This window comes from Variovorax sp. 770b2 (assembly GCF_900115685.1).
GTDB lineage: Bacteria > Pseudomonadota > Gammaproteobacteria > Burkholderiales > Burkholderiaceae_C > Variovorax.
The window spans coordinates 987,006-1,010,938 of the sequence record NZ_FOXJ01000001.1 but is presented as its reverse complement, the minus strand read 5'-3'; the positions used below and the strand labels follow the sequence as shown (position 1 = coordinate 1,010,938).

Sequence of the window (23,933 nt, the reverse complement as noted above, 5' to 3'; positions counted from 1 at the left end):
CGGCATAAGGAAACTCGGAAAGCGTATTTCCCAAGACGGATGCAGCCGGGCACAGTCCGCGCCAATGGCAATCCTCCAAGACACACCGCGCACGTCGCCTGCATCGCGCACCGACCCGGCGCCCGCGGCGCCGGCCGCGCCCTCCTCGCAGCAACTCCTTGCGCGTTTTCGCCCCATCTTCGATCGCATCGCCGTGCATGCAGCGCAGCGCGAGAACGAGCGCGAACTGGCCTACGAACCGGTCGCCTGGCTCAACGCCGAGCGCTTCGGCGCCCTGCGCGTGCCCATCGAATACGGCGGCCTGGGCGCCTCGGTCGAGCAGCTGTACGACCTGCTCATCGAACTGGGCGAAGCCGATTCCAACCTGCCGCAGATCCTGCGCGCGCACTTCGGCTTCATCGAGCGGCTGTTCGCGGAGATCGACCCGGCGCTGCACGGCCCGTGGATGCGGCTTGCGGCCGAAGGCGTGATCTTCGGCAACGCCACCACCGAACTGGGCGAAGGCGCCCTCGGCGCATTGCAGACCACGCTGTCGCGCGACGGCGATGCGTGGCGGCTCGACGGCGACAAGTACTACAGCACCGGCACGCTCTACGCCGACTGGATCTCGGTCTCGGCCCAGCGCCTGAGCGGCGACGGCAGCAGCGACCGCGTGATCGCGCTCGTGCCCTCGGAGGCCGATGGCGTGGAACGCGTGGACGACTGGCGCGGCTTCGGCCAACGGCTGAGCGCATCGGGCACCACGCGCTTTCGCAACGTGCGGGTGAAGCCCGAGAACGTGCTGCTCTACGTGCGCGACCAGCCGACCCCGCTGACCGCCCATTTCCAGCTCACGCACCTGGCCACGCTGGCCGGCATCGCCCGCGCCATCGTGCGCGACGCGGTCGCCTTCGTGCAGCCGCGCAAGCGCGTCTACAGCCACGGCAGCGGCGACACGCCGCGCGAAGATCCGCTGGTGCAGCAGGTCATCGGCCAGCTGGCGAGCACCGCGTTCATCGCGGCCTCGACCGTGCAGGCGGTGGCGCGCGGGCTCGGCGAGGTCGATCGCTTCCGCCAGCGCGGCGAAAGCGTTCCCGAGAGCCTGCTCTTCGAGGTGGAGCTCAACACCGCCAAGGCGCAGGCCGGCATCGTGGATGCGGTGCTGCAGGCGGGCACGCGGCTCTTCGACATCGGCGGCGCCTCGGCGCTGCAGGAAGACCGGCGGCTGGACCGCCACTGGCGCAACGCGCGCACGCTGGCGTCGCACAACCCGACGATCTACAAGGGGCGCGTGGTCGGCGATCACCTGCTCAATGGAGCGAGGCCGACGTTCTACTGGGCAGTGGGAGCGATTGCGGCCTGACGCCGCAAGAAGATAGGCCTCAGACGCGAGGCAGCGCGGCCAGGAAGGTGGAGACAACGATCGCAGCGGCGCGATCCAGTTGCAGGATGTCCGCCACGTCGAAGGCGTGCGGCGCCGTGCGTCCGCTCGCGCCGAGGGGCTTCCTGATCTCCACAAGCACTTCGGCCGCGAGTTCGCGATCGCTGCGCGGTCCGCCGTCGGGATGCATCACCCACTCGTCGACTTGATCGAATGGAATGCTGCGGAAAACCCCAACGATGGGGACGTACTTGTAGCGATCCTCGCCCACCAGGATGGGCACGCTGAGGTTACAAAAAAACGTGGTCGTCGACATGCAGGATCGCCGTCGCTAGGCAAAGCATTCGATTGTTAAGGACTGTGCGTTCAGGAGCCATCCTTCCAAGGGACTACTCCGAAGCCAGCCGTGACCTTCTGCACACAAAGTGATTCCATTTCCGCCCATCCTTCCCATAAAACAACTACTTAATTCTTACACACAGATACCCAATGTGTGCTAAGTGCTGATTCTTTCGACGGCAGAAATGCGCAAAGCGACCGGAAAAAGACCCGCCCGCGCCTCTTTCCGAAGCGCTGGCGCTGCAACGCGGCGGGGGTTGCCGGGTCAAACGGGCGGATCGAAGCGCGGCGCGCGGCGCTCGATGTTGGCTTTCACCGCTTCGGCCTGGTTCGCGCTCCCGATGAGCGCTTTCTGCTCCACCGATTCGGCCATCAGCAGTTCGGCGGCGCCCTGCGACATGGCCGCATTGAGCAGGCGTTTGCCGGCCCGGATCGCGTCGGGGCTCTTGGCGGCGATCTCGTGCGCCATCTGCAGCGCCTCGGCCAGCGGTTCGGCCGAGAGCCGCGTGGCAAAGCCGATCTCGAGCGCCTCCTCGCCCGTGAAGATGCGCCCGGTGAACGTCAGCTCGCGCACCACGTCGCTGCGCGCCAGTTCGCGCATCAGCACCATGCCGGCCATGTCGGGCACCAGGCCCCACTTGATCTCCATCACCGACAGCTTGGTGTCGGGTGCGACGATGCGGATGTCCGCGCCCAGCGCCACCTGAAGGCCGCCGCCGAAAGCCACGCCGTGCACCGCGGCGATGACCGGCACCGGCACGTCGCGCCAGACCATCGCGACGTGCTGCGCGGCGTTGGAGATGCCGTGGGTGCGCTTTGCGAGATCGGCCCCTGCCGCGCCCCCGCCCAGCACGCCGGCGCCGTCACCCGCACCCGCACCCTGTTGCATGCGCTCGAAAGAAGCCATGTCCAGCCCCGCACAGAACGCCTTGCCGCGGCCGGAAATCACCACGGCGCGCACCGCCGCGTCGCTGCGCAGGGCTTCGCCCGCTTCGATCAGCGCGTCGAACATCGCGGGGTCCAGCGCGTTCATCTTGTCGGCGCGCGCCAGCTGCAGTTGCACCACGCCGTCGGGGTGGCGGGTCCATTCGATGCGATCGCTCATGCGTGTCTCCTTGTGGGTTTCGTCGGGGGTTCGTTGGGGGTTTGGGCCAGTATCGCCCGGTGCGGCGCCTGGGCGATGATGGCGGCTGTCGCCCATCCAACACCCCTGCCATGCCACTGGACCGCCGTCACTTTCTTCTCCAATCGGGCTCGGCCGCCGCCGTGGTGGCGCTGTTCGGCCAGGGCTGCGCGCTGCCTTCCGCGGCGCAGCGCGGCAACGCGCCCGGGTTCACCGGTGTGTCCGTGTCCCTGCGCGACACCGTCGTCGTGCCGCCCGGGTACGAATGGCAGGTGCTCTATCCGTGGGGCACGCCCACCGGCATCGCGGACCGGATGCCGGCCTTCGCAGCAGATGGCTCCAACAGCGCCGCCGACCAGGCCGTGCAGGCCGGCATGCACCACGACGGCATGCACTTCTTCGCGCTCGACGAGGGCGGCGAGCGCGGCCTGCTCGTGATGAACCACGAATACACCGACGAACAACTGCTGCACACCGACGGCGTCAAGGTGTGGAACGCGGACAAGGTGCGCAAGTCGCTCCACGCGATGGGCGTCTCGGTGATCGAGGTGCGGCGCACGGCCACCGGCTGGCAGCAGGTGCAGCCCTCCCCCTTCGCGCGCCGCATCCACGGCAACACGCCCATGCGTATCGCTGGCCCGGCCGCGGGCACGCCGCTGATGCGCACCACCGCCAATCCGGCCGGCGACCAGGTGTTCGGCACCTTCGCCAACTGCGCGATGGGCGTCACGCCCTGGGGCACGTACCTCACCTGCGAAGAAAACTTCCACGGCTACTTCGGCGGACCGAAGGAAGCGGCGACGGACCTGACGGATGCGCAGCGCCGCTACGGCACGGTTCCCGGTTCGCAATGGGTCGAGTACTGGCGCTTCGACGAGCGCTTCGACCTCGCCCGCCATCCCAACGAGCCGCATCGCTTCGGCTGGGTGGTCGAGATCGATCCGTTCGATCCCACCGCCACGCCCGTCAAGCGCACGGCCCTTGGCCGCAAGCGCCAGGAGAGCGCCACCTGCACGATGTCGAAGGACGGCCGCGTGGTGGTCTACATGGGCGACGACGCGCGCTTCGAATACATCTACAAGTTCGTGAGCCGCGAGAAGGTGCGCCCCGGCACCGACGCCGCCGCGCGCGCTGCCAACCGCCACCTGCTGGACGACGGCACGCTCTACGTGGCGCGCTACGACGCCGGTGGACGCGGCCGGTGGCTCGAGCTCGTGCACGGCCGCAACGGCCTGGATGCAGCCAACGGCTTTGCCGGCCCCGCCGAAGTGCTGGTCCACGCGCGCCTGGCGGGCGACATCGTGGGCGGCACGAAGATGGACCGCCCCGAATGGATCGCCGTGCATCCGCACAGCGGCGAGGTGTACGTCACCCTCACCAACAACAGCCAGCGCGGCGACGCCGGCAAGCCCGCGCCCGATGCGGCCAATCCGCGCGCCGGCAACCTCTTCGGCGGCATCCTGCGCTGGCGCGAGGACGGCGGCGACGCGGCGGGCACCGGCTTCGCCTGGGACCACTTCGCGCTGGCCGGCGACCCCGCGCAGGCGGGCAGCGGCGCGCGCTATCCCTCGGCCGACGCCGACATGTTCGGCAGCCCCGACGGCCTGCACTTCGACAGCGGCGGCCTGCTCTGGATCCAGACCGACATGAGCGGCCAGGTGATCGGCAAGCCCGCCTACGCGTCGCTGGGCAACAACCAGATGCTGTGCGCCGACCCCGCCACCGGCCGGATCAAGCGCTTCCTGACCGGGCCGAGCGGCAGCGAAATCACCGGCTGCGTGGTCACGCCGGACCGCCGCACGCTGTTCGTGAACATCCAGCATCCGGGCGAGGCGCGCGACGACGGCAATGGCACGCCCGTCAGCGCCTGGCCCGACGGCACGACGCCGGGCAGCGCGCGGCCGCGCTCGGCAACGCTCGCGATCCGGCGCCGCGACGGCGGTATCGTCGGCACCTAGGATGAAACTTGCCCCCAGTCTTCGCGCACTTCGCGTCGCTTCGCCAACCCCCTTCCAGGGGGCGACACCAGCGGCCCGGCAAAGCCGGTTCCGCGGTGTCCCCCGACTGGATCACGGCAGTTTCATGCGTCGCGGGTCACGCAAGGCGTGATGAAAATTGACAAGAAGGAGGACCTGTCCATGAGCATCCGCATCGTTCGCCTGGGCACACCGCGCGCAGCCGGCGAGGGCCTGCGCGTGGGGACCGTGCGCCGTCCGCCGCGCGGCGTTCCGAAGACCGAGTTCGCCTCGCAGGACTGGTACGACGTGTGGTACCCCAACCTCGCGCCGTCCGCCCAGACGATGAAGCTCGGCCAGGAGGCGCAGGCGACACGGGAGCCCGCGCACTGGAACGCCTTCGCGCGAAAGTACAAGGCCGAGATGGCCGAGGCCGACGCGAGCCGCAGCCTCGACCTGCTTGCCGCGCTTTCGCACAGCACCGCTCTGGCGGTCGGCTGCTATTGCGAGGACGAAGCGCGCTGCCACCGCTCGTTGCTGCGCGGCCTCCTGGCCGAGCGCGGCGCGGCTATCGAAAGCTGAGCGCGGCCGGATCAGACCTGGGGCGATGCCAGGAACGCCGGCAGGTTTTCTGCGCGCGCGGAGCAAGCCGCCAGCGCCGGGAAACTGCCCGGCGCGACGACCTCGGGCAGCATCAGCTGCGTGAAGGCCCAGGCGACGGCCGACGAAATACCGGCCTGCGTCATCGCCGATTCCTCGGCAGGCAGCGGCATCGCAGCCACCTCCTGCTCGAGCGTCGCGTACGCCGCCACAAGCTGCCCCTGAATCCGATCCAGCCACGGCTGGTGCAGCTTCTCGGCCGGGCGCAGGTTGTGTTCGTAGACGATCTGCACGGTCTTCTCGCACGCCGCCAGCGCGAGGCCCACCGTGCGCAGGGTGCGCAGCCGGCCGGCCCCATCGACGGGCATCAGGCTGCGCCCGGCCAGCACTTGTGCGTAGTCGATGATCAAGGTGGAATCCATCAGCACCGTGCCGTCGTCGCACACCAGCGTGGGCGCCTTGACCACCGGGTTGATCGCGCGGAACTGCTCGAAGGTGCTGAAGACCGAGACCGGCCGGTGCTCGAACGCAAGGCCGAGCAGCCGCAGCGAGATGGCGACGCGGCGCACATAGGGTGAATCGAGCATGCCGACGAGTTGCATTGTTTCTCTCCTGAAGGTGTGCGCCACGATATCGGTCGCTGCGCCGGCGCCGAATGGCAACCCATCGAAAATCAGGGCCGCAAACCGATCAACCATCGGTCATGAAACACACCATGATGAACATCGACAAGAAGGACCGCCTGATCCTGGAAGCCCTGCAGACCGATGCGCGCCAGAGCCTGGCCGCGCTGGGCAAGCGCATCGGCCTCTCGCAGCCCGCGATGAGCGAGCGCGTGCGCAAGCTCGAGGACGCCGGCGTGATCGAAGGCTATGGCGCCCGCGTCAACCTGCGGGCGCTGGGCGTGGGGCTGCAGGCCATCATCCGCATCGACACCACGCATGCGGGCATCGCCAAGTACCTGAAGCTGTTCGACGCCATGCCCGAGGTGCTGAGCGCCGACCGCGTGACCGGCGAAGACTGCTTCTTCGTGCGCTGCGCGATCGCCGAGCCGGCCGACCTGCAGCGCGTGGTCGATGCGCTGGCGGTGGACGGCGCGGTGACCACCTCGCTGGTGCTGTCCAGCCCCGTGCAGAAACACGTCACCGTGCACGCGGCGAAGCCGCCGAAGAAATAGGAAGAGGCCGACAGCGGCGCGCTCAGCGCTGCGCCTTGTCCTTCTGGTTCTGCGCCTCGATGCGTTCGCGCGCGTCCTTCCAGTCGGTGTCGCTCCACTGGCGCAGCTCGTAGAAGTTGCCGCCGTTGGCCAGCGCGTTGCCGCCGTCCATCATGATGCTCTGGCCCGTGAGCCAGTCGCACTGGCCGGGCGCCATCAGGAAGGCGGCGATGTTCTGCAGCTCGCTCATGCGGCCGGTGCGCCCCATCGGGCTCATCTCCTTGGTGCGCGCGCCGGGCTCCTCGCCCGGGTTCAGGCGCTTGCTCATGCCCTCGGTGGGAATCTCGCCGGGGCCCACGGCATTCAGGCGGATGCCGTGCCGCGCCCACTCCACCGCCAGCGACTTGGTCATCACCTCGATGCCGGCCTTGCTCATGGCCGAGGGCACGACGTAGGGACTGCCGTTGTCCACCCAGGTCACGATGATGCTCATCACGCTGCGGAAGGCATCGCCCGGCTTCCACTTGCCCGACCTGGCCTCGGCCACCCAGCGCTTGCCCACCGCCTGCGTCACGTAGAAGCTGCCGTGGAAGACGATGTTCGCGATCGCATCGAAGGCGCGTGGCGAAAGGCTCTCGGTCGGCGCCACGAAATTGCCCGCCGCGTTGTTGATGAGGCCGGTGAGGCCGCCGCTGTCGAACAGGCTCTGGACCATGTCGTCGACCTGCTGCGCGATGCGGATGTCCACGCCGAAGGTGTCGATGCGCCGTCCCGGGAACTGCTGGCGCCACTCGGCCGCCGTTTCCTCGCAGACCGACTGGCGCCGCCCGCAGATGGCGATGTCGGCGCCCAGGCCGAGGAATCGCTCGGCCATCGCACGGCCCAGGCCCGTGCCGCCGCCGGTCACGAGGATGCGCTGGCCGCTCATCAGGGAAGCTTCGAACATGGTGGGTCTCCTTGGATCGTTGCTGCAGCGGCAAGGACGAGCGCTGCCATGGCGCATGCTACGCGCGCCGCCGGGGCGGCGGCTTGCGGAATCTGGCTCTCCGCGGCGTGGTGCGGGCTACTGCAGCACCAGCTCCACGCGCCGGTTCTTCGCCTTGCCGGCCTCGCTGGCGTTCGAGGCCACCGGCGCCAGGCTCGCCACGCCGTTGGCGGTGAGGCGGTCGCGCGCAATGCCGTAGTCCTTCGCGAGCACGGCCGACACGGCATCGGCGCGGCGCTTGCTGAGATCCAGGTTCGCCGGCAGCGCCCCCGCGTTGTCGGTGTGGCCCACCACGTGCAGCTTGAGCGCGGCCTGCTGCTTGAGCAGCGCGCCGATCTGCTCGAGCGAGGCCTTGCTCTCGGGCTTGATGTCGGCCTTGGCGGTGTCGAACAGGATGCCGTAGACCGCGACCTTGCCGTTGGCGTCCAGGCTCTTGCCGAGCTCGGAGGCCGAGAGCGTTTCCATCTTCTGCTCGCGCGCCTTGGGTTCGACCTTGACGACCAGCACGCTGATGCGCTTCTTGAACTCTTTTTCTTCGCAGTACACCGACACGTCGCCCGGCTTCCAGACCATCAACGCGATGGCCGCGCCGCTCGCCTTGTTGTCGAGCACGGCATAGCGGAAGTCGGAGACGAAATGCCCGGCGCCGCAGGCCGCGGGCGTGTTGTCGCCGGCCTTGCTCCACCAGGTGTCGGGCAGCACCAATGCCGAGAGGCTGGTCTTGTCGATGTCGCGGCTGTCGCCGCAGGCTTCGCCGGCGCACTCGAACACCGTCTCGAAGCCGGCGCCCTTCTGCTCCTGCTGGTAGTTGCGCAGCACCTCCAGCGCGCTGCGGTCGGGCGGCGTGAGGTATTGCAGCGCGGTGCGCTGGCCCGCGCGATCCAGAGTGCGCGCGGCGGCGACCTTGTCGTCCTTGTAGACGGCCTTGCCGACGGGCAGCCTGACCTCGTCGTAAGCCACGTCGTCGCGGTACACCAGCACCGCGCCCGCGAAGCGCTTGAGCCCGGCCGGATCGCCCAGGCCCTTCAGGTCCTGCTTGGGCACGGAGGTGTCGGCCTGCGCGGCGCCGGCGAATGCGCCCAGCAGCGCGGCAACGAAAAAGACATGGCGTGCGGCGTGCATGGCGCTCCCTGGCGTCGAGTGAGAATGGCCGCGACGATAACCCGGCGCGCGAAGGCCGCCAGCGGCCGTTTTCGAGGTGGATGCGGCGTGCAGCCCTTGTGCTGCCTGGGCAACCAGCTACGCATTCGATAGCAACCTGTTCTTTGGATATACGCCCTATGCCAAGCCCCGCCGCCACCGCATTCCTTCCCCTCGAAGGGGTGCGCGTCCTGAGCCTTGCGCTGAACCTGCCGGGCCCGGCAGCACTGCTGCGCTGCCGAACGATGGGCGCCACCTGCCTGAAGCTGGAGCCGCCGGCCGGTGACCCGATGGCGCTCTACAACCAGCCGGCGTATGCCGCATTGCACCAGGGCATCGCCATCGACACGGCCGACCTGAAGACCGAAGCGGGGCAGCAAAGGCTGCACGAAGCCCTCGCGGCGACCGACGTGCTGCTTACCTCGTTCCGGCCCTCCGCGCTGCGCAAGCTGGGCCTGGACTGGCCCGCGCTGCAGGCGCGCCATCCGTCGCTGTCGCAGGTGGCCATCGTCGGCGCGCCGGGCGACCGCGCCGAGGAGCCGGGCCACGACCTCACCTACCTGGCCGAGAGCGGCCTGGTCACCGGCACCGAACTGCCGCCCACGCTCTACGCCGACATGGGCGGCGCGCTGCTCGCGAGCGAAGCGGTGCTGACGGCCACGCTGCGGCACGCCCGTGGCGGCGACAAGGCCGCGGGCATCTACCTCGAAGTGGCCCTGAACGCCTCGGCCGACTGGCTCGCGCTGCCGCGCACCTGGGGCCTCACGCAGCCCGCGGGCGCGGTGGGCGGCGCGCATGCGGGCTATCGGGTCTATCCCTGCGCCGATGGCCGCGTCGCGGTGGCGGCGCTGGAGCCGCATTTCGCGAAGAGCCTGTGCGAAGCAGCCGGCGTGACGCCGCCCGACATGATGGCCAGGGCGACGCACGAGGCGCTGGCTTCGTGGCTTGCAACCCGCACCCGCGCCGAGCTCGACGCCATGAGCCGCGAGCGCGACGTGCCGCTGCTCACGCTGGCCGGCTGAGCGATGTCAACGGCCGGCGCCGTCGCGCTGCCGGTCTTCGCGCTTGAGGGCCAGATAGGTGTCCAGGTCGACCTCGTGCAGTTGCCGCGGGTACTGCTCGGCCCCCGCGAACCAGTGGCGCTGGCGCCGCTCGGCGGCGTCCGCGGCATCGCTCGACAGGTAGGCGTCCAGCGTGAGGAAGTAGCGCATCGCGTTGCGCTCCACCAGCCCCCGCAGGCCGCGGATGTACTCGGGCTTGCCGTCGGCCGCCTTGCCCACCACGGTGAAGCCGACCTTGTCGCGGCCGAAGGTCGCCAGGTAGGCCTGGGTCGCCACCCGCACCATCATGTTGTGGTCGTAGCCGTAGCTGAAGTGCACGAAGCTCTTGCGCTCGTCGAGCGCCACCGCCTCGAGCGTGACGCGGTAGTTGCTCGTGCCGAACGGGCCGCTGGCGGCCGAGAGTTCCACGGACAGGTTCTCGGGCGTCGCGCTGGCCACGCGGTAGATGAAGGGCAGCTCGAAGGCCTGGTCGACCGGCTTGTCGTAGCGGCGCACCACGTAGAGCGTGAGCGTTTCGCGCCCTTGCGCCGTGCCGATCCTGCAGCGCCGGTTGTTGATGTGCAGCGTGAGCAGTTCGCACCAGTGGGCCGATCCCTTGAATGCGGCCGTGACCTCCGACAGGGGGTGGTCGATCACGGCATAGATGTCGCCCTCCAGCCCGTTGGCCGTCTCGCTCGAATCGAGTTGCACGGGGCGCCCGAAGCTGCTGTGGTCCAGCTTGTCGCTCAGGCGCTGGTGGGTGGCGCGCAGGGCCTGGGCGGGCCCGCCCGGTGCGGCGGACTCCGGGGCTGCCGCGAGGGCCGGTAGCGAGATGGCATACAGGACGGCACGCGCCAGGGTGCGTGTCCACGATGCCGGCAGGTGGGGCGAACTGCTCATGGGGCCACACCATACAACGGACTGCGCGGTCCTGGCCCGACGCGGTAGATTCAGGCGCCCTTGGTTCAGGCGTCCTTGCGTCGGCGCATGAGCAGCAGCATGGCCAGCGCCAGCAGCACGGCCCCCATCCACTGGCGTGGCGCCATCGGCTGCGCGAGCAGCAGCGCCGCCAGCAACGCGGCCACCAGCGGCTCGATGAGCGTGCCGACGACCGCCGCCGTGGGCGACAGGCGCCGCGCGCCCCATGCGAAGGCCAGATAGGCGACCGAGGTCGTGACCACGCCCGTGTAGGCGGCGCCGAGCCACTGGGCCGCGCCGCCGGGCCACGTGATGCCCGTAGTCCAGGCGACCGCGAGCATGCACAGCGCCGCGACGCTCATGCCCCAGGCCGACGCCGTGACGGCCGGCACGCGCGCCGGCATCCGCGCATTGCCGAGCACCACCAGCGCGTAGCAGAGGGCCGAGCCGAACGACCAGGCCAGCCCCGCGGCGTGCCCTGCAGGCAGCGGGCCCCATCCGTCGGCAGGCATCACGAGCAGCGCCACGCCCGCGAGCGCCAGCGCCAGTCCGGAGGCCAGGCGCAGGCCGAAGCGCTCGTAGCCGCGCGCGACCGACACCAGCACCACGATCACCGGCGCGCAGCAGATCGAGATCACCGTCGGCAGTGCCGCGCCCAGGTGTGCGATGCCGGCGAACCAGCAGCTCACGTTCAGCGCCATCGCGGCGCCGGTGCCGACCACCTGGAACCGCTCCTGCCGCGACAGGTCGCGCCAGCGCGCGCCCGTGGATTGCGGTGCGCGTTGCACCCTCCAATGCAGCCACCACAACAGCGGCACGCCGAGCGCGAAGCGCGCCAGCGACAGGCTCTGCGGCGCAATGCCGCCATCGATGAGGAATTGCGCCACCAGCGCGCCGCCGCCCCACAGCGCACCGGCCAGCAACACGCCGCCCCAGGCCAGGGCGGCAGACATTCTTGCGTTCATTGTTTGAAACTCTCCATGACGCCCGCCGCTCTTTGGTTGTCGAGGGTGGGCATGACCATCCGGCCGTCATCCGGCCTCGTGAAGGAGGCGAACGACGGCGACCACTTGCAGGTCTGAGCGCGGCACGAGGCGCGCGTCAGCGGCAGGTCGACGGAGGGGGAGAGTGGTGCAGGTGCATGAGCGGCCGATGATAGGGGCCGGGTCCATCAGGGGCAAGAAAAAGGGCAAGGGAGAATCGCAGCCATGTGCCCTCCCCCAGCCCGCCTCCAGACATGAAACGCCAAGGTCGACTCGTTCGCTGGGAGGCCGAGCGCGGCTTCGGCTTCATCCGCAGTCCCGACGTGCCGGCCGATGTGTTCGTGCACCTGCGCGATTTCAGCGACCGACGGGTGTTGCCGCAGGTGGGCATGGCACTGAGCTTCGAGGAGGGCTCCTCCGAGGAACGCAAGACTGCATGAGCGCGCAGACGAGATCGATTCTTCGACTGAGGACGCCCTCCTCTGAAGGCGTGCCTGCCGCGGGGCCCAAAAAACCAGCCGCGCAAATGCGGGAAGCAGACGCAAGCGCAGAGCCTCTGCCTCAGAAGGCAGCGCCCGCGCCCCCGCCGACGCCGGACACTCGGCGGCAGGAGCAGACACCCACCGCGCTCCCGACCGCTATGCCCCTGCATCGCTACTGCCAGTTGGCCGCGATCACAGTGTTCAAGCTGGCCTGGTAGTTCGGCGGCAGAGAGGAACTGCATCGAATCGCCGACGGGCGTCGGGAAGCCTCGCGACGCGCTGGCGAGTCGATCGCCCGGAAAGACGCCAAAACCTGCTTCCAAGAACGCGCGGCCGGCAAGAAACCTCGCCCGTCCTCGGCGCGCAGCCCAACCGACGAGGGGGAGCTTCCTCGACGATGGAGGCGAGCGACTGGCTGGCTTGCAAAAAACATGATCGATTCCCGACATACCTAATCTCAGGGATAGGCGGGATACATTTACTTCTATAAATTGCAATTAGAAACCTCTTGAGCTTTCGGGCTCGAGAGGTTTCTTTTTTGCGCATCAATAACTTCAACGAGGGCTGAGGATCATGACAAGTCAAATGAATTTCTACGGGCGCCGCGGCGCCGTGGCGGCAGCGATTGCATTGCTGGCTTCCTGTGGCGGAGGCGGCAATGGCGGGAGCGGCTTCTTTCCGATCACGGCACCGGCGCCGGTGCAACCCGTGGTGACCCCGGTCGTCGCCAAGCACACGGTCAGCGGCACGGTGACCGGCCTGGTCGGCAATCTGGTGCTGCAGAGCAACGCGGGTGACGACCTCACGCTGACGGCCGATGGCAAGTTCACCTTTGCGACCGGGATCGCCGAAGGATCTACCTACGCTGTCAGCGTGCGCACCCAGCCCTTCTGGCAGTTCTGCGCCGTGACCAGGGGCAGCGGCACCGTCACTGCCGATGTCGGCGACGTGACCGTGGCCTGCTCGGCGGCCGTGGGACAGGTGTCGACGCTCGCAGGATCCGGCGCCATCGGCGCGCTCGACGGCAACGGCACCGCAGCGACGTTTGCCGATCCTTACGGCATCGTCATCGACAAGAACGGCGGACTGATCGTGTCGGACGTTGCACGCAACCGCGTGCGCAAGATCGCGGCCAACGGCGACGTCACCACCTTTGCCGGCAACAACACGACCGCCACGGTCGACGGCAACGGCACGGCCGCCTCGTTCAACAACCTGGCTGCCATTGCGCTGGCGCCCTCGGGCGATCTCTACGTCGCGGAATTCTCCGGCAACCGCATCCGCAAGATCACCCCGGCGGCCGACGTGACGACGTTCGTGGGCACCGGTGCGGGCGGCTCGGTCGACGGCAATGCCGCGAACGCCACGTTCACCGGCCCGATCGCGATGACGCTGGACGGTGCCGGCAACATCTACCTGGCAGAACTCAACACCTCCCTCATCCGCAAGATCACGCCGGCGGGCGACGTGACCACGCTGGCCGGCTCCGGCGGGTTCGGCTTTGCCGAAGGCACCGGCGCCGCCGCATCGTTCGCGCGGCCCTACGGCATCGCGGCCGACGCCGCGGGCAACCTCTTCGTGGCCGACAGCGACAACAACCGGATCCGCAAGGTGACGCAAGCTGGCGTGGTCACGACCTTCGCGGGCTCGGGAGCAGCAGGCGCTGCGGACGGCGCGGCCGCCAGCGCGACCTTCCAGCGCCCGGGCGGCGTGGCCTTCGACCCCGCTGGCAACCTCTACGTGGCCGACACGGGCAACAGCATCCTTCGCAAGATCACGCCCGAAGGTGTGGTCTCCACGGTGGCAGGCCAGGCCGGCGTGATGGGCTCGCAGAACGGCATCGGCTCGGCGGCAAGGTTCAGCGAACCATCCGGCGTGGCGGTCGGCGCCGATGGCACGGTCTATGTGGCCGATACCCTGGGCAACCGCATCCGCAAGATCGCACCGGTCGGCGCGCCCTGAGCGGCACGGCCGAAGACCACCAACGGCAGCGGCTGGCGATGCCCACCGCCGCGAGCGCATCGCCGGCGGCGACGCCCCGCGCTCACGTCGAACAAGCACACTGCCTCTCGACGGTGATTTGGCGCCGGTAGAGGCCAGGGAGAACAAACCGCTCAGGGAATCGCCTCGATGCGGGCGACCGTCGCTTTTCATACATAAGCGCACCGGCAAGTACGGCATGGCAAGCTCGCCGAGCCTCCAGAATTTGTAGTTGCGAGCCCGAGCGAAGGTTGTTCTTGCCGGACGTGTCCGCCGCCGCGGCCGGTGAAGCCCAGAAGGTATTGCGTCGACGTGCGACCGGGGGTAGAGCAACAGGCCAGCCATTGGCGAGGCAGCCTGGCTCGTCGCCATGACGATGCATATGCGTCTGGTCGTCACGCGCTCATCGTTCCTCGGCCTGTCCTGGCTACTCGGCCTTGATGCTTCCCTTGGCGACGATCGCGCCGAACTTGCTCTCCTCGTTCTTCAGGAACGCCGCGAACTCCTGCGGCCCGGCACCGATCGGCGTGACGCCGCCGTCCTCGAAGTTCCTTCGCACGCTGGGGGTCGCCAGCACTTGGCCGAGCGCAGTATTCAACTGCTCGACGATCTGCGGCGACGTGCCCTTGGGCGCGAAGACACCTTGCCACACTGACACGTTCGCGCCGCGCCAAGCCGGCACGCCGGCCAGCGGTGGCGCCTCGGGCATGGCCGGGGACGGCTTGTCCGACATCACGCCGTACACGCGCATCTTTCCTGCGCGTGCCTGCTGCATCACCATGGACAAGGGCAGCACGGCCAGGTCCAGTTGGTTGCCGCTGAGATCGTTCACGATCTGCATGCCGGTTCGATAGGGCACATGAACCATGTCGATGCCGCCTTGCTGTTTGAGCAGTTCGCCGCCCAGGTGCAGCGAGGTTCCCACGCCGGAACTCGCGTAGCTGTACTTGCCGGGCGCCGACCTCAGCTCCGCGTAGAGCGCCTCGCTGGTCTTCGCCTGCATGGCGGGCTTGCCCACCAGCGCCAGGGGCTGCGAACCCAGCAGGGTGACGGGCATCAGATCGACCAACCCGTCGTAGCGGACGGTAGAAGGCGTGACCATCTTCGCGATGACGATGGTGCTTTCCACCGACAGCAGCAGGGTGTAGCCGTCGGGCTTGGCGCGCACGGCTTTTTCCGTGCCGATGACACCGCCGGCGCCTGAGACGTTCTCGATGACCACCGGCTGCCCGAGGCGCGTGGACAGTTCGGGCCCGATCCACCGCGCCATCACGTCCACGTTGCCGCCGGCGCCGTAAGGCACGATGAGCGTGATGGCACGGGCGGGCCACGCGCCTTCGGCCATGCCGGGTGGCGCCGCCCCCGAGAGGGCGACAAATGCGAGCGCCGCGAGCCATTGGCGGCGATAGGTTCGTATGGCAGTTGCGGGTCGCATTGCGGTTCCTTGTTTTCGGCTGGTGTATGGGTTCAGGCGGAGGTCATTGCGCCGCGGACTGCGTGCTTTCGAGCTGGGCGATCTCGCGCTCGAACTCGGCGCGCAAGGCCCGCTTGGCCGATTCGTCGAGCCAGCACGCGTCCACGCCCGCCAGGCTGAAGGCGCGCGCCTGCGCCCACCCCCAGCCGCAGCCTTCGAGCACGGTGGCGTAGGAATGCGAGAGGTCGGTGTGGAACATCGCAGGGTCGTCGGTGTTGAGGGTGACGGGCAGGCCCGCGTCGACCATGCGCTTCACGCCTTCGATGCGCTGGCGCTGGCGCCGTACCACGCTCGTGACCCCGCACACGCAGAAGTACACGCCGCGATCGCGCGCGCGGCGCAACCCGTCTTCGCTGGCGAGCAGGTTGTAGCCGTGGTCCAGCCGGTCGCAGCCCAGGTGCTCGATGCACGCGTCGACATTGGAAGGCGGTGCCTCCTCCAGCGTCTGGTTGTCCTCGCACACGTGGGCCGTGCGGCGCAAGCCGGCGCCGCCGGCGCGCTGGAAGAGCGCCGCGAACCTGGCGGGAGGGCCTTCGCGCTCGGGCCCGTCCAGGCCTACGCCGACCACCAGGTCCGAGCGCAGGGCAACGATGTCGTCCATGGCTCGCTCGGCACTGTCGAGCGGCAGGCCGCGGTCGAAGGAGGCGATCAGCAGGCCGGAGCAGCCGAAGTCGCGTTGCGCTGCACGCAGGCCCGAAGTCAGTCCCTCGACCTGTACCCGGTAAGGAACGCAGGTGGGCATGAAGTACTGCGGGTTGAAGGACATCTCGACATGACGCGCGTTGCTGCTGCGCGCCGCGTCCTCCACGGCTTCGTAGGCCACGCATTCGAAGTCGGCGCTGGTGCGCACGGCCTGCGCGGCGATGCGCAGCACGTCGATGAAGTCGTAGAAGTCGCGGTAGGTGTACAGCGTCTCGACGGACCGGGGCAGGGGCAGGTCGTATTTGCGAGCGAGCCGCGCAAGCGTGGCCGGGCGCAGGGTGCCTGCCATGTGGAAGTGCAGGTCGACCTTGGGAAGCCGAGCGACACAGGCGAACAGTTCGGGCGGAAGCGGCGTGGCGGAAACGGCGTGCGGAACGGCGGCGTCGGAGAGAGGGGCGGACATGGGCGGCAGCGTCGGTTGGAATGTGTGCCGCGACCTTATCCACGCCTGTCGCCGGTGCCCAGCACTGCGGTGTGCAGCGGGTTATGACGCCACTGTCATGACCTGGGCCGGTGGGCGAGTTCGCGCGCGGCGGCAATCAGCTCGCTGCGCATCCAGCTCATGGCTTGGTTCTTGTGCGTGCGCTCGTGCCAGACCAGGCGGTAGCGATGCGGCTTGATCTTGGCGGGGAACGGCACGAGCGCGAGCGGGTATTGCTCGGCGAAGTCCTCGGCCAGCAGCCGGCCGGTGGAGAAGATGAGATCGGAGCGTGCGAGGATGGCAGGCGCCATGCCCAGGAACTGGGTGCGCATGGCCGTGTGCACCGATACGCCCAGCTCAGCGAGTTGCGCATCGAGGATGGTGCCCTGCCCCGGCACATGCTCCAACGAGGTGAGATGCCGTGCCCGGCGATAGTCCTCAAGTGTCAGTGGCTTCCCCACCAGTGGATGGTCCCTTCGCATCAGGCACACCATCGGCTCGGTCAACAAGCTTGCCGCGCGCAGATGGTCCGGGAGTTCGGGCCAGATGGTGATGACCATGTCGACCTCGCCGTCCGCGAGCTGCCTGTAGTGCTCGAACCGGGAGCCCAGGCCGCGGATCACCACGTCGCACTCGGGCGCCTGCCGGGCGACCCGCTCGACGATGTCCGCGAAGAACCGGCGCGGCAGGAAGTCGTAGGTCGCGATGCGGAAGCTCTGGCGCATCTCACGTAGTTCGATGGGATTGGCCTCGGAGGTGAGCAGCGACATGTCGGCCAGGATGCGGCGGGTGGGCGCGACCAAGGCCTGCGCCCGGTCGGTCAGCACCATTCGGTTGCCCACGCGTATCAGCAACTCGTCGCCGGTCAACTGGCGCAATACCTTGAGGTGGCGGCTCAGCGCGGACTGCGCAACGCCCAGCTTTGCGGCAGCCTGCGAGACGCTGGCTTCGGCCAGCAGGGCGTGGAGCGAGCGCAGCAGCGATTCGTCCAGCCGACGGTCATGTTCGCCAATTTCGAGGGACACGATGTTCACGCGAAGGAAGTGGGGGGCCGCTCGAAGCGCGGGGAGGTGCCCGATTCTGCCGGCAAGCTGCGACCCGCGGTGCTGCGTCGTCGGCCTCGCATGGGATCCGTCCGAGGGCACTCGGGTGCTCGAACTGGTTGTTCGTGGACTCGCTGCGGGCTGATCAGCGTGCGGGTGCATCTGCTGATCGACATCACTGACGCGAAGATGCTGGGGCGAAGGCGAGTGGAAGACGAAGAAGCACAAAGCGGAATACCGCGGGCAGCGGCGAGGTGCACTTGGGCATCGATGCACAGACTCTGGAAATTCGTGCCAGCGAGATCACGAACAACGCCATTGGCGATGCGCCGATGCTACCGGCGTTGCCGGCGCAGATTCCTGCGGACGAAAAACTGCATTCCGTAAGCTCCGATGGTGCCTATGACACCAAAGCGTGCAACGAGGCCATCGCCGGTCGGCAGGCTGCTGCGATCATCCTCAACCCCACACGCAAGTCGTCAAGCCTCGGGCAGAACAAAGGCTGGGGCCTGGCGGAGCACTTGCCGCGGCGCACCCTGGTCCACTCCCCGCAAAGTGATTGCAACTGCGAAGCTTGCCGTCACGGTCTGCGCGAGATCGGCCAGGACGTCTCGGAGGTACTCGACTGCGAGCCGGGCAGCTTTCATGTCGTGCGCCACGTTCGCCCCAAGCTCGCGAGCGCGAGTTGCAGCACGATCTCGCAAGCGCCCGCACCGACTCGCCCATCGATCGCTGCATGGCAGGCGGACTGCTCGCGCACGTGCTGGTGAGCGAGACCGGAGGAGCGACAGAGTGGCGATCATTGCGTTTCAAGGCCTGTGCCGCGCCGGCGTCGAGATCCATGTCGGCGGCAAGGGGCCGCGCGCCGTGGCGGTGCAGGTGGCATCGGCCGATGCCTCGCGCGCCCTGCCGAAACTTGCACCGGTGGACAACCGTCGCCGCTCCACACCGACACGTGCGAAGCCGCGTCGCCCAAGCGCATCCGAGGCCCCGGCCTCGTGGGGGCTACTTTTCCTGCTGGCCTACGGGGTGCTACTCGGAATGGCCGTCTGGTCCGGCCGCTTGCCGCTGCTGGTTCTTGGCGCAGTGCCGCGTCTGAGCCTCTTGGCCTTCTTCGCCTACGCCCTCGACAAGAACGCCGCACAGACCGGCCGCTGGCGCACCAGGGAAAGCACCTTGCACCTGCTCGCGCTGATCGGTGGCTGGCCGGGCGCATGGGCCGGGCAGCGGCTGCTGCGGCACAAGTCGGGCAAGCAGGGCTTTCTGATCGTGTACCGCGCCACGGTCGTGCTTCACTGCGCGGCGGTGGCGGCCTGGGTGTTCTGGCTGCGGGGTATTTCGCACGCGGCCTGACGCCCGGTGCGCGCGGTCCTAGACTGAAACCGTCCCCATCCAGGAGAAACCTTCCATGCCACTCGTTCGAATCGAACTGTCCGATGCCTCGCCGCAAACGCTGGGCCCCGCCATCGGCGACCTGGTCTACCAGGCGATGACGGAAACCATCAACGTGCCGAAGGACGACAAGTTCCAGGTCATCACGCGGCACGCCGCAGGGGCGCTGGTCCATCCGGCGAGCTATCTGGGCATCGCGTATTCGCCAGGCTTCGTGCTGATCCAGATCACGCTGAACCAGGGGCGCACGATCGAGATGAAGAAGGCCTTCTACAAGCGCGTGGCCGACGACCTGCACGAGAAGCTGGGCATCCGGCGCGAGGACGTGTTCATCAGCCTGGTGGAGGTGGTGAAGGAGAACTGGTCCTTCGGCAACGGCGAGATGCAGTACGCGTAGCGGTCGCCCGCCACGCGTCCGGTCAACGCACCTTGCGTGACGAAGGCTTGCTGGCCGGCTTGCCGCTGCCGTTGTCGCGCGGTGGGAGGCCCGTGTGCTGCGTGAGCATGCGGCCCTTCGACGGCTTCACGGGCGCGAGCCTGACCGGCGCCGCGGCCTTGGCGGCGACCGGCGCAGAGGTCGAGTTCTTGCGGCGCGCGCTCGTGTAGCCGCCGTCGGTCAGCGGCTGCCACGTCGGGATGAGGTGGTGCTTGCCGTTGCCGATCAGGTCGGCGCGGCCCATGGTCTTCAAGGCTTCGCGCAGCAGCGGCCAGTTGTTGGCATCGTGGTAGCGCAGGAACGCCTTGTGCAGGCGGCGGCGCTTGTCGCCGCGCACGATGTCCACCGTCTCGCTCTCGCGCGTGATCTTGCGCAGCGGGTTCTTGTTGGTGTGGTACATCGTCGTGGCCGTGGCCATCGGGCTCGGGTAGAACGTTTGCACCTGGTCGGCGCGGAAACCGTTCTTCTTGAGCCAGATCGCGAGGTTCATCATGTCCTCGTCGCTGGTGCCCGGGTGCGCGGCGATGAAGTACGGAATGAGGTACTGCTTCTTGCCCGCCTCGGCCGAGAACTTCTCGAACATCTGCTTGAACTTGTCGTAGCTGCCGATGCCGGGCTTCATCATCTTGGTGAGCGGGCCCTGCTCGGTGTGCTCGGGCGCGATCTTCAGATAACCGCCCACGTGGTGCTGCACCAGTTCCTTCACGTACTCGGGCGACTGCACGGCCAGGTCGTAGCGCAGGCCCGAGCCGATCAGGATCTTCTTGATGCCGCGCAGCGCCCGCGCGCGGCGGTAGATCTTGATGAGCGGATCGTGGTTGGTGCCCAGGTTCGGGCAGATGCCGGGGTACACGCAGCTGGGCTTGCGGCACGCCGATTCGATCTCGGGGCTTTTGCAGCCCAGGCGATACATGTTGGCCGTGGGGCCGCCCAGGTCGGAGATGGTGCCGGTGAAGCCGCTGACCGAATCGCGGATGGCCTCGACCTCCTTGATGATCGATTCCTCGGAGCGGCTCTGGATGATGCGGCCCTCGTGCTCGGTGATCGAGCAGAAGGTGCAGCCACCGAAGCAGCCGCGCATGATGTTCACGCTGAAGCGGATCATTTCCCACGCGGGGATCTTGGTCGCGCCGTCGTGGCTGCCGTTCTCGTCGGCGTAGCGCGGATGCGGGCTGCGCGCATACGGCAGGTCGAACACGAGGTCCATCTCGGCCGTGGTGAGCGGAATGGGCGGCGGGTTGATCCACACGTCGCGCGCCGTGGTGCCCTCGCCGTGCGCCTGCACGAGTGAGCGGGCGTTGCCGGGGTTGGTCTCCAGGTGCAGCACGCGGTTGGCGTGGGCGTAGAGCACCGGGTCGCTGCGCACCTGTTCGTACGAAGGCAGGCGGATCACCGAGTGGTCGCGCGGAGGCACCTTGATCTTCGTGCGCGAAACCAGCGCCGGGTTGGGCATGAAGGTCAGCGGCTTGATCGCCGGATTGACCGCGGGCGAGCCGGCTTCTTCCGCCGCCTTGGCCACGTCCTTCGCCTCGTCTTCCTTCGCGCAGGTGGCGCCGTTGGCCTTGGCCTGGTCCGACACCATCAGGTACGGATTGACGTGCGCCTCGACGCGGCCCGGCTCGTCCACGCTGGTGGAATTGATCTCGAACCAGCCCTCGGGCGTTTCGCGCCGCACGTAGGCGGTGCCGCGCACGTCGGTGATCTGCTGCACCGGCTCCTTGGCGGCCAGGCGGTGCGCGATCTCGACGATGGCGCGCTCGGCGTTGCCGTACAGCAGCAGGTCGCACTTCGAATCGACGACGATGGAGCGGCGCACCTTGTCCGACCAGTAGTCGTAGTGCGCGATGCGGCGCAGCGAACCTTCGATGCCGCCCAGGATGATCGGCACGTCGTTCCAGGCTTCCTTGCAGCGCTGCGAATACACGATGGCCGCACGGTCGGGGCGCGAGCCGCCGATGTCGCCGGGGGTGTAGGCGTCGTCGCTGCGGATCTTGCGGTCCGCGGTGTAGCGGTTGATCATCGAATCCATGTTGCCGGCGGTCACGCCGAAGAACAGGTTCGGTTTGCCCAGCGCCTTGAAGGGCTCGGCGCTCTGCCAGTCGGGCTGGGCAATGATGCCCACGCGAAAGCCCTGCGCCTCCAGCATGCGGCCGATCACCGACATGCCGAAGCTGGGGTGGTCGACGTAGGCGTCGCCCGTGACCACGATGATGTCGCAGCTGTCCCAGCCGAGAGCGTCCATTTCCTTGCGCGTGGTCGGCAGGAACTTGGCCGTGCCGAAACGGGCCGCCCAGTACTTGCGGTAGCTGTTCAGCGGCTTGGCGGCGCGGGCAAAGAAGGAGACGTCGACGGGAGCGTTCATCGGTGGGTGTGAACAGCGCTGCGGCGGCGCTGTGGTGGGCAACCCTCGATTTTAGGGTTTTCCAGCATCCCTGTCGCGGCAAACATCCTGCGACCCGACCTCGCCACGGACTTGAATTGATTGCCAAAGTCAACCAATCGAATGACAATGGCAACCATGTCAGCCATCTCGCCCTCCGTAGACACCGCAGCCGTCAAGGCCATCCGGCAGTTCAACCGCTTCTATACCCGCCAGATCGGCGCGCTCGATCCGTACCTTGGGAGCGACATGTCGCTGACCGACGTGCGCCTCCTGTACGAGCTGGCACACCGCGAAACGGCGGTCGCCAGCGAGATCGGCCGGGACCTGGGGCTGGACGCGGGCTACATGAGCCGCATCCTTCGCCGCTTCGAATCCGCGGGCTGGCTCACCCGCGAGCCCCATGCGCGGGACGCCCGCCAGAGCGTGCTGCGCCTGACCGAGGCCGGCCACGCCGCATTCGCGCCGCTGCAACAAAAATCGCGCGACGAGGCCGCCGCGCTGCTCGGATCGCTGGCGCCGGCCCAGCGCCAGCAACTGGTGCAAGCCATGGGCACGATGCAATCGCTGCTGGACCCCGCGGCACCGCCCCCTAAACCCCAGGCCGCGGTCCTGCGCGATCCCGCGCCCGGCGACATCGGCTGGGTCGTGCAGCAGCACGGCGAGATCTATGCGCGCGAGTACGGCTGGGACAGCAGCTTCGAGGCGCTGGTGGCGCAGATCGCGGGAGAGTTCTTGCAGAAGTTCCAGCCCGAATGGGAGCGCTGCTGGATCGCGGAACTCAACGGCGAGCGCATGGGCTCGATCTTCGTGGTACGCAAGTCGGCCGCCGTGGCGCAACTGCGCCTGCTGATCCTGTCACCGGCCGCGCGCGGGCTGGGCCTGGGCGGCAAGCTGGTGGACGAATGCATCGCCTTCGCGCGCCTGAAGGGCTACAGGAAGATGGTGCTGTGGACCAACAGCGGCCTCACGGCTGCGCGCAGCATCTATGCCAGGCGCGGCTTCCAGCTCACCGGGTCGGAACTGCACGAGAGCTATGGGAAGCAACTCATGGGCGAGACCTGGGAGCTGAGGCTGTAACCCCTGTCTTGCTCCTTCCCCCCGGGGAAGGTTGGGATGGGGCAGGCAGAGCGTTGGAAATTGGCGCCGTCGTGCCCCACCCCGGCTCTCCCCCAGAGGGGGAGAGAAAGAGAAATCCTTACTGCATGAACCAGCCGTGGCTCACCACCAGCGACTGGCCGGTCAGCGCATTCGTCGGGAAGCCTGCGAACAACAACGCCACGCGCGCCACGTCTTCCGTGGTGGTGAACTCGCCATCGACCGTTTCCTTGAGCATCACGTTCTTGATGACTTCTTCTTCGCTGATGCCCAGCGTCTTGGCTTGCTCCGGAATCTGCTTCTCGACCAGCGGCGTGCGCACGAAGCCCGGGCAGATCACGTTGGCGCGCACGCCGTGCTTGGCGCCTTCTTTCGCGACCGTCTTGGCCAGGCCGATGAGGCCGTGCTTGGCCGTCACGTAGGGGGCCTTCAGCAGCGACGCCTCCTTCGAGTGCACCGAGCCCATGTAGATCACGCTGCCGCCGCGGCCCTGTGCATACATGTGCTTCAGGCACGCCTTGGTGGTGAGGAATGCGCCGTCCAGGTGGATCGCGAGCATCTTCTTCCAGTCGGCGAAGCTGAATTCTTCCACCGGGTGAACGATCTGGATGCCGGCATTGCTGATCAGGATGTCGATGCCGCCGAAGGCCTTGGCGCCCTCCTCGACCGAGGCGTTGACCTGGTCTTCGTTGGTCACGTCCACGGCCACGCCGATGGCCTCGGCGCCCGTGGCCTTGAGTTCAGCGGCGGTGGCATCCGCCGCTTCCTTGTTGAGGTCGGCAATGATGATCCTGGCGCCTTCCTGTGCGAAGAGGATGGCGATTTCCTTGCCGATGCCGCTGGCCGAGCCGGTGATGTAGGCGACCTTGTCCTTGAGTTGCATGGTGTGTCCTTGAAAGCTTGAGAGGTTGGGGTTGAAAAGTGAC

Annotated in this window: 23 protein-coding genes and 1 pseudogene; 12 read left to right on the top strand and 12 right to left on the bottom strand. The window is 68.0% G+C overall.

What is annotated here, in order from left to right; genetic code table 11:
• Positions 1-64: 64 nt before the first annotated feature.
• Entirely contained in the window at positions 65-1,342 is a 1,278-nt protein-coding gene (locus BM133_RS04580; protein WP_093431946.1) for an acyl-CoA dehydrogenase family protein, read from the top strand.
• Between the two features lie 19 nt (positions 1,343-1,361).
• Here the strand turns inward: BM133_RS04580 and BM133_RS04575 are convergent, their stop codons facing one another.
• Both BM133_RS04575 and BM133_RS04570 read right to left on the bottom strand, forming a co-directional pair.
• Positions 1,362-1,676, bottom strand: a complete 315-nt coding sequence (locus tag BM133_RS04575) for a hypothetical protein (protein ID WP_042580912.1) — start codon at positions 1,674-1,676, stop codon at positions 1,362-1,364.
• 288 nt (positions 1,677-1,964) lie between these two features.
• Positions 1,965-2,804: a crotonase/enoyl-CoA hydratase family protein gene (locus tag BM133_RS04570; protein WP_093431944.1), complete on the bottom strand. Its 840-nt coding sequence runs from the start codon at positions 2,802-2,804 to the stop codon at positions 1,965-1,967.
• Between the two features lie 110 nt (positions 2,805-2,914).
• On the opposite strand from BM133_RS04570, the gene BM133_RS04565 reads away from it, so the two are divergent.
• Both BM133_RS04565 and BM133_RS04555 read left to right on the top strand, forming a co-directional pair.
• A complete protein-coding gene (locus tag BM133_RS04565) occupies positions 2,915-4,780 on the top strand; it encodes a PhoX family protein (RefSeq protein WP_093431943.1) in 1,866 nt (621 codons plus the stop codon).
• 180 nt (positions 4,781-4,960) lie between these two features.
• Complete coding sequence (locus BM133_RS04555; RefSeq protein WP_093435044.1) at positions 4,961-5,359, top strand: DUF488 domain-containing protein; 399 nt, start codon at positions 4,961-4,963, stop codon at positions 5,357-5,359.
• An 11-nt stretch (positions 5,360-5,370) separates the two neighbouring features.
• On the opposite strand, the gene BM133_RS04550 is transcribed toward BM133_RS04555, so the two are convergent.
• On the bottom strand, positions 5,371-5,979 hold the full coding sequence (locus BM133_RS04550; protein ID WP_093431941.1) for a glutathione S-transferase: 609 nt from the start codon (positions 5,977-5,979) through the stop codon (positions 5,371-5,373).
• A 116-nt stretch (positions 5,980-6,095) separates the two neighbouring features.
• On the opposite strand from BM133_RS04550, the gene BM133_RS04545 reads away from it, so the two are divergent.
• On the top strand, positions 6,096-6,554 hold the full coding sequence (locus BM133_RS04545; RefSeq protein ID WP_093435042.1) for an Lrp/AsnC family transcriptional regulator: 459 nt from the start codon (positions 6,096-6,098) through the stop codon (positions 6,552-6,554).
• A gap of 22 nt (positions 6,555-6,576) precedes the next feature.
• Here the strand turns inward: BM133_RS04545 and BM133_RS04540 are convergent, their stop codons facing one another.
• Both BM133_RS04540 and BM133_RS04535 read right to left on the bottom strand, forming a co-directional pair.
• Entirely contained in the window at positions 6,577-7,479 is a 903-nt protein-coding gene (locus BM133_RS04540; RefSeq protein ID WP_093431940.1) for an SDR family oxidoreductase, read from the bottom strand.
• A gap of 117 nt (positions 7,480-7,596) precedes the next feature.
• Entirely contained in the window at positions 7,597-8,640 is a 1,044-nt protein-coding gene (locus tag BM133_RS04535) for an OmpA family protein (protein ID WP_093431938.1), read from the bottom strand.
• Between the two features lie 158 nt (positions 8,641-8,798).
• Between BM133_RS04535 and BM133_RS04530 the strand changes: the two genes are divergently transcribed.
• Positions 8,799-9,680: a CoA transferase gene (locus BM133_RS04530; RefSeq protein ID WP_093431937.1), complete on the top strand. Its 882-nt coding sequence runs from the start codon at positions 8,799-8,801 to the stop codon at positions 9,678-9,680.
• A 6-nt stretch (positions 9,681-9,686) separates the two neighbouring features.
• On the opposite strand, the gene BM133_RS04525 is transcribed toward BM133_RS04530, so the two are convergent.
• Complete coding sequence (locus BM133_RS04525) at positions 9,687-10,598, bottom strand: hypothetical protein (protein ID WP_093431935.1); 912 nt, start codon at positions 10,596-10,598, stop codon at positions 9,687-9,689.
• A 65-nt stretch (positions 10,599-10,663) separates the two neighbouring features.
• Complete coding sequence (locus tag BM133_RS04520) at positions 10,664-11,569, bottom strand: DMT family transporter (protein ID WP_256219050.1); 906 nt, start codon at positions 11,567-11,569, stop codon at positions 10,664-10,666.
• 284 nt (positions 11,570-11,853) lie between these two features.
• Between BM133_RS04520 and BM133_RS04515 the strand changes: the two genes are divergently transcribed.
• Entirely contained in the window at positions 11,854-12,039 is a 186-nt protein-coding gene (locus tag BM133_RS04515; RefSeq protein ID WP_256219049.1) for a cold shock domain-containing protein, read from the top strand.
• Positions 12,040-12,654: 615 nt separating this feature from the next.
• Positions 12,655-14,043: an NHL repeat-containing protein gene (locus tag BM133_RS04510; protein ID WP_093431932.1), complete on the top strand. Its 1,389-nt coding sequence runs from the start codon at positions 12,655-12,657 to the stop codon at positions 14,041-14,043.
• A gap of 445 nt (positions 14,044-14,488) precedes the next feature.
• Here BM133_RS04510 and BM133_RS04505 read toward each other — a convergent pair whose 3' ends face one another.
• From BM133_RS04505 to BM133_RS04495, 3 genes are all read right to left on the bottom strand, one after another.
• Positions 14,489-15,496, bottom strand: a complete 1,008-nt coding sequence (locus BM133_RS04505) for a Bug family tripartite tricarboxylate transporter substrate binding protein (protein ID WP_093431931.1) — start codon at positions 15,494-15,496, stop codon at positions 14,489-14,491.
• Positions 15,497-15,539: 43 nt separating this feature from the next.
• Entirely contained in the window at positions 15,540-16,640 is a 1,101-nt protein-coding gene (gene add, locus BM133_RS04500) for an adenosine deaminase (protein ID WP_093431929.1), read from the bottom strand.
• Positions 16,641-16,735: 95 nt separating this feature from the next.
• Positions 16,736-17,683: a LysR family transcriptional regulator gene (locus BM133_RS04495; RefSeq protein WP_177224723.1), complete on the bottom strand. Its 948-nt coding sequence runs from the start codon at positions 17,681-17,683 to the stop codon at positions 16,736-16,738.
• Positions 17,684-17,857: 174 nt separating this feature from the next.
• On the opposite strand from BM133_RS04495, the pseudogene BM133_RS04490 reads away from it, so the two are divergent.
• From BM133_RS04490 to BM133_RS04475, 4 genes and pseudogenes are all read left to right on the top strand, one after another.
• A pseudogene (locus tag BM133_RS04490) lies at positions 17,858-18,183 on the top strand (transposase); the annotation flags it as partial.
• Positions 18,184-18,222: 39 nt separating this feature from the next.
• The gene (locus tag BM133_RS04485) at positions 18,223-18,471 is read left to right on the top strand and encodes an IS66 family transposase zinc-finger binding domain-containing protein (RefSeq protein WP_371286328.1); all 249 of its coding nucleotides are present in this window, start codon (positions 18,223-18,225) and stop codon (positions 18,469-18,471) included.
• A gap of 22 nt (positions 18,472-18,493) precedes the next feature.
• Positions 18,494-19,054 carry a DUF1294 domain-containing protein gene (locus BM133_RS35400; RefSeq protein WP_256219048.1) on the top strand — a complete coding sequence of 187 codons (561 nt, stop codon included), beginning with the start codon at positions 18,494-18,496 and terminating at the stop codon, positions 19,052-19,054.
• Between the two features lie 55 nt (positions 19,055-19,109).
• Positions 19,110-19,490 (top strand): tautomerase family protein, encoded by a 381-nt coding sequence (locus tag BM133_RS04475; protein WP_093431928.1) that lies wholly within the window; start codon positions 19,110-19,112, stop codon positions 19,488-19,490.
• 22 nt (positions 19,491-19,512) lie between these two features.
• Here BM133_RS04475 and BM133_RS04470 read toward each other — a convergent pair whose 3' ends face one another.
• Positions 19,513-21,891: a YgiQ family radical SAM protein gene (locus tag BM133_RS04470; RefSeq protein WP_093431926.1), complete on the bottom strand. Its 2,379-nt coding sequence runs from the start codon at positions 21,889-21,891 to the stop codon at positions 19,513-19,515.
• A gap of 141 nt (positions 21,892-22,032) precedes the next feature.
• Between BM133_RS04470 and BM133_RS04465 the strand changes: the two genes are divergently transcribed.
• Positions 22,033-22,989, top strand: coding sequence for a bifunctional helix-turn-helix transcriptional regulator/GNAT family N-acetyltransferase (locus BM133_RS04465; RefSeq protein ID WP_371286306.1), 957 nt, complete (start codon positions 22,033-22,035; stop codon positions 22,987-22,989).
• A gap of 118 nt (positions 22,990-23,107) precedes the next feature.
• Here BM133_RS04465 and BM133_RS04460 read toward each other — a convergent pair whose 3' ends face one another.
• A complete protein-coding gene (locus BM133_RS04460) occupies positions 23,108-23,890 on the bottom strand; it encodes a 3-hydroxybutyrate dehydrogenase (RefSeq protein ID WP_093431923.1) in 783 nt (260 codons plus the stop codon).
• Between the last annotated feature and the right edge of the window lie 43 nt (positions 23,891-23,933).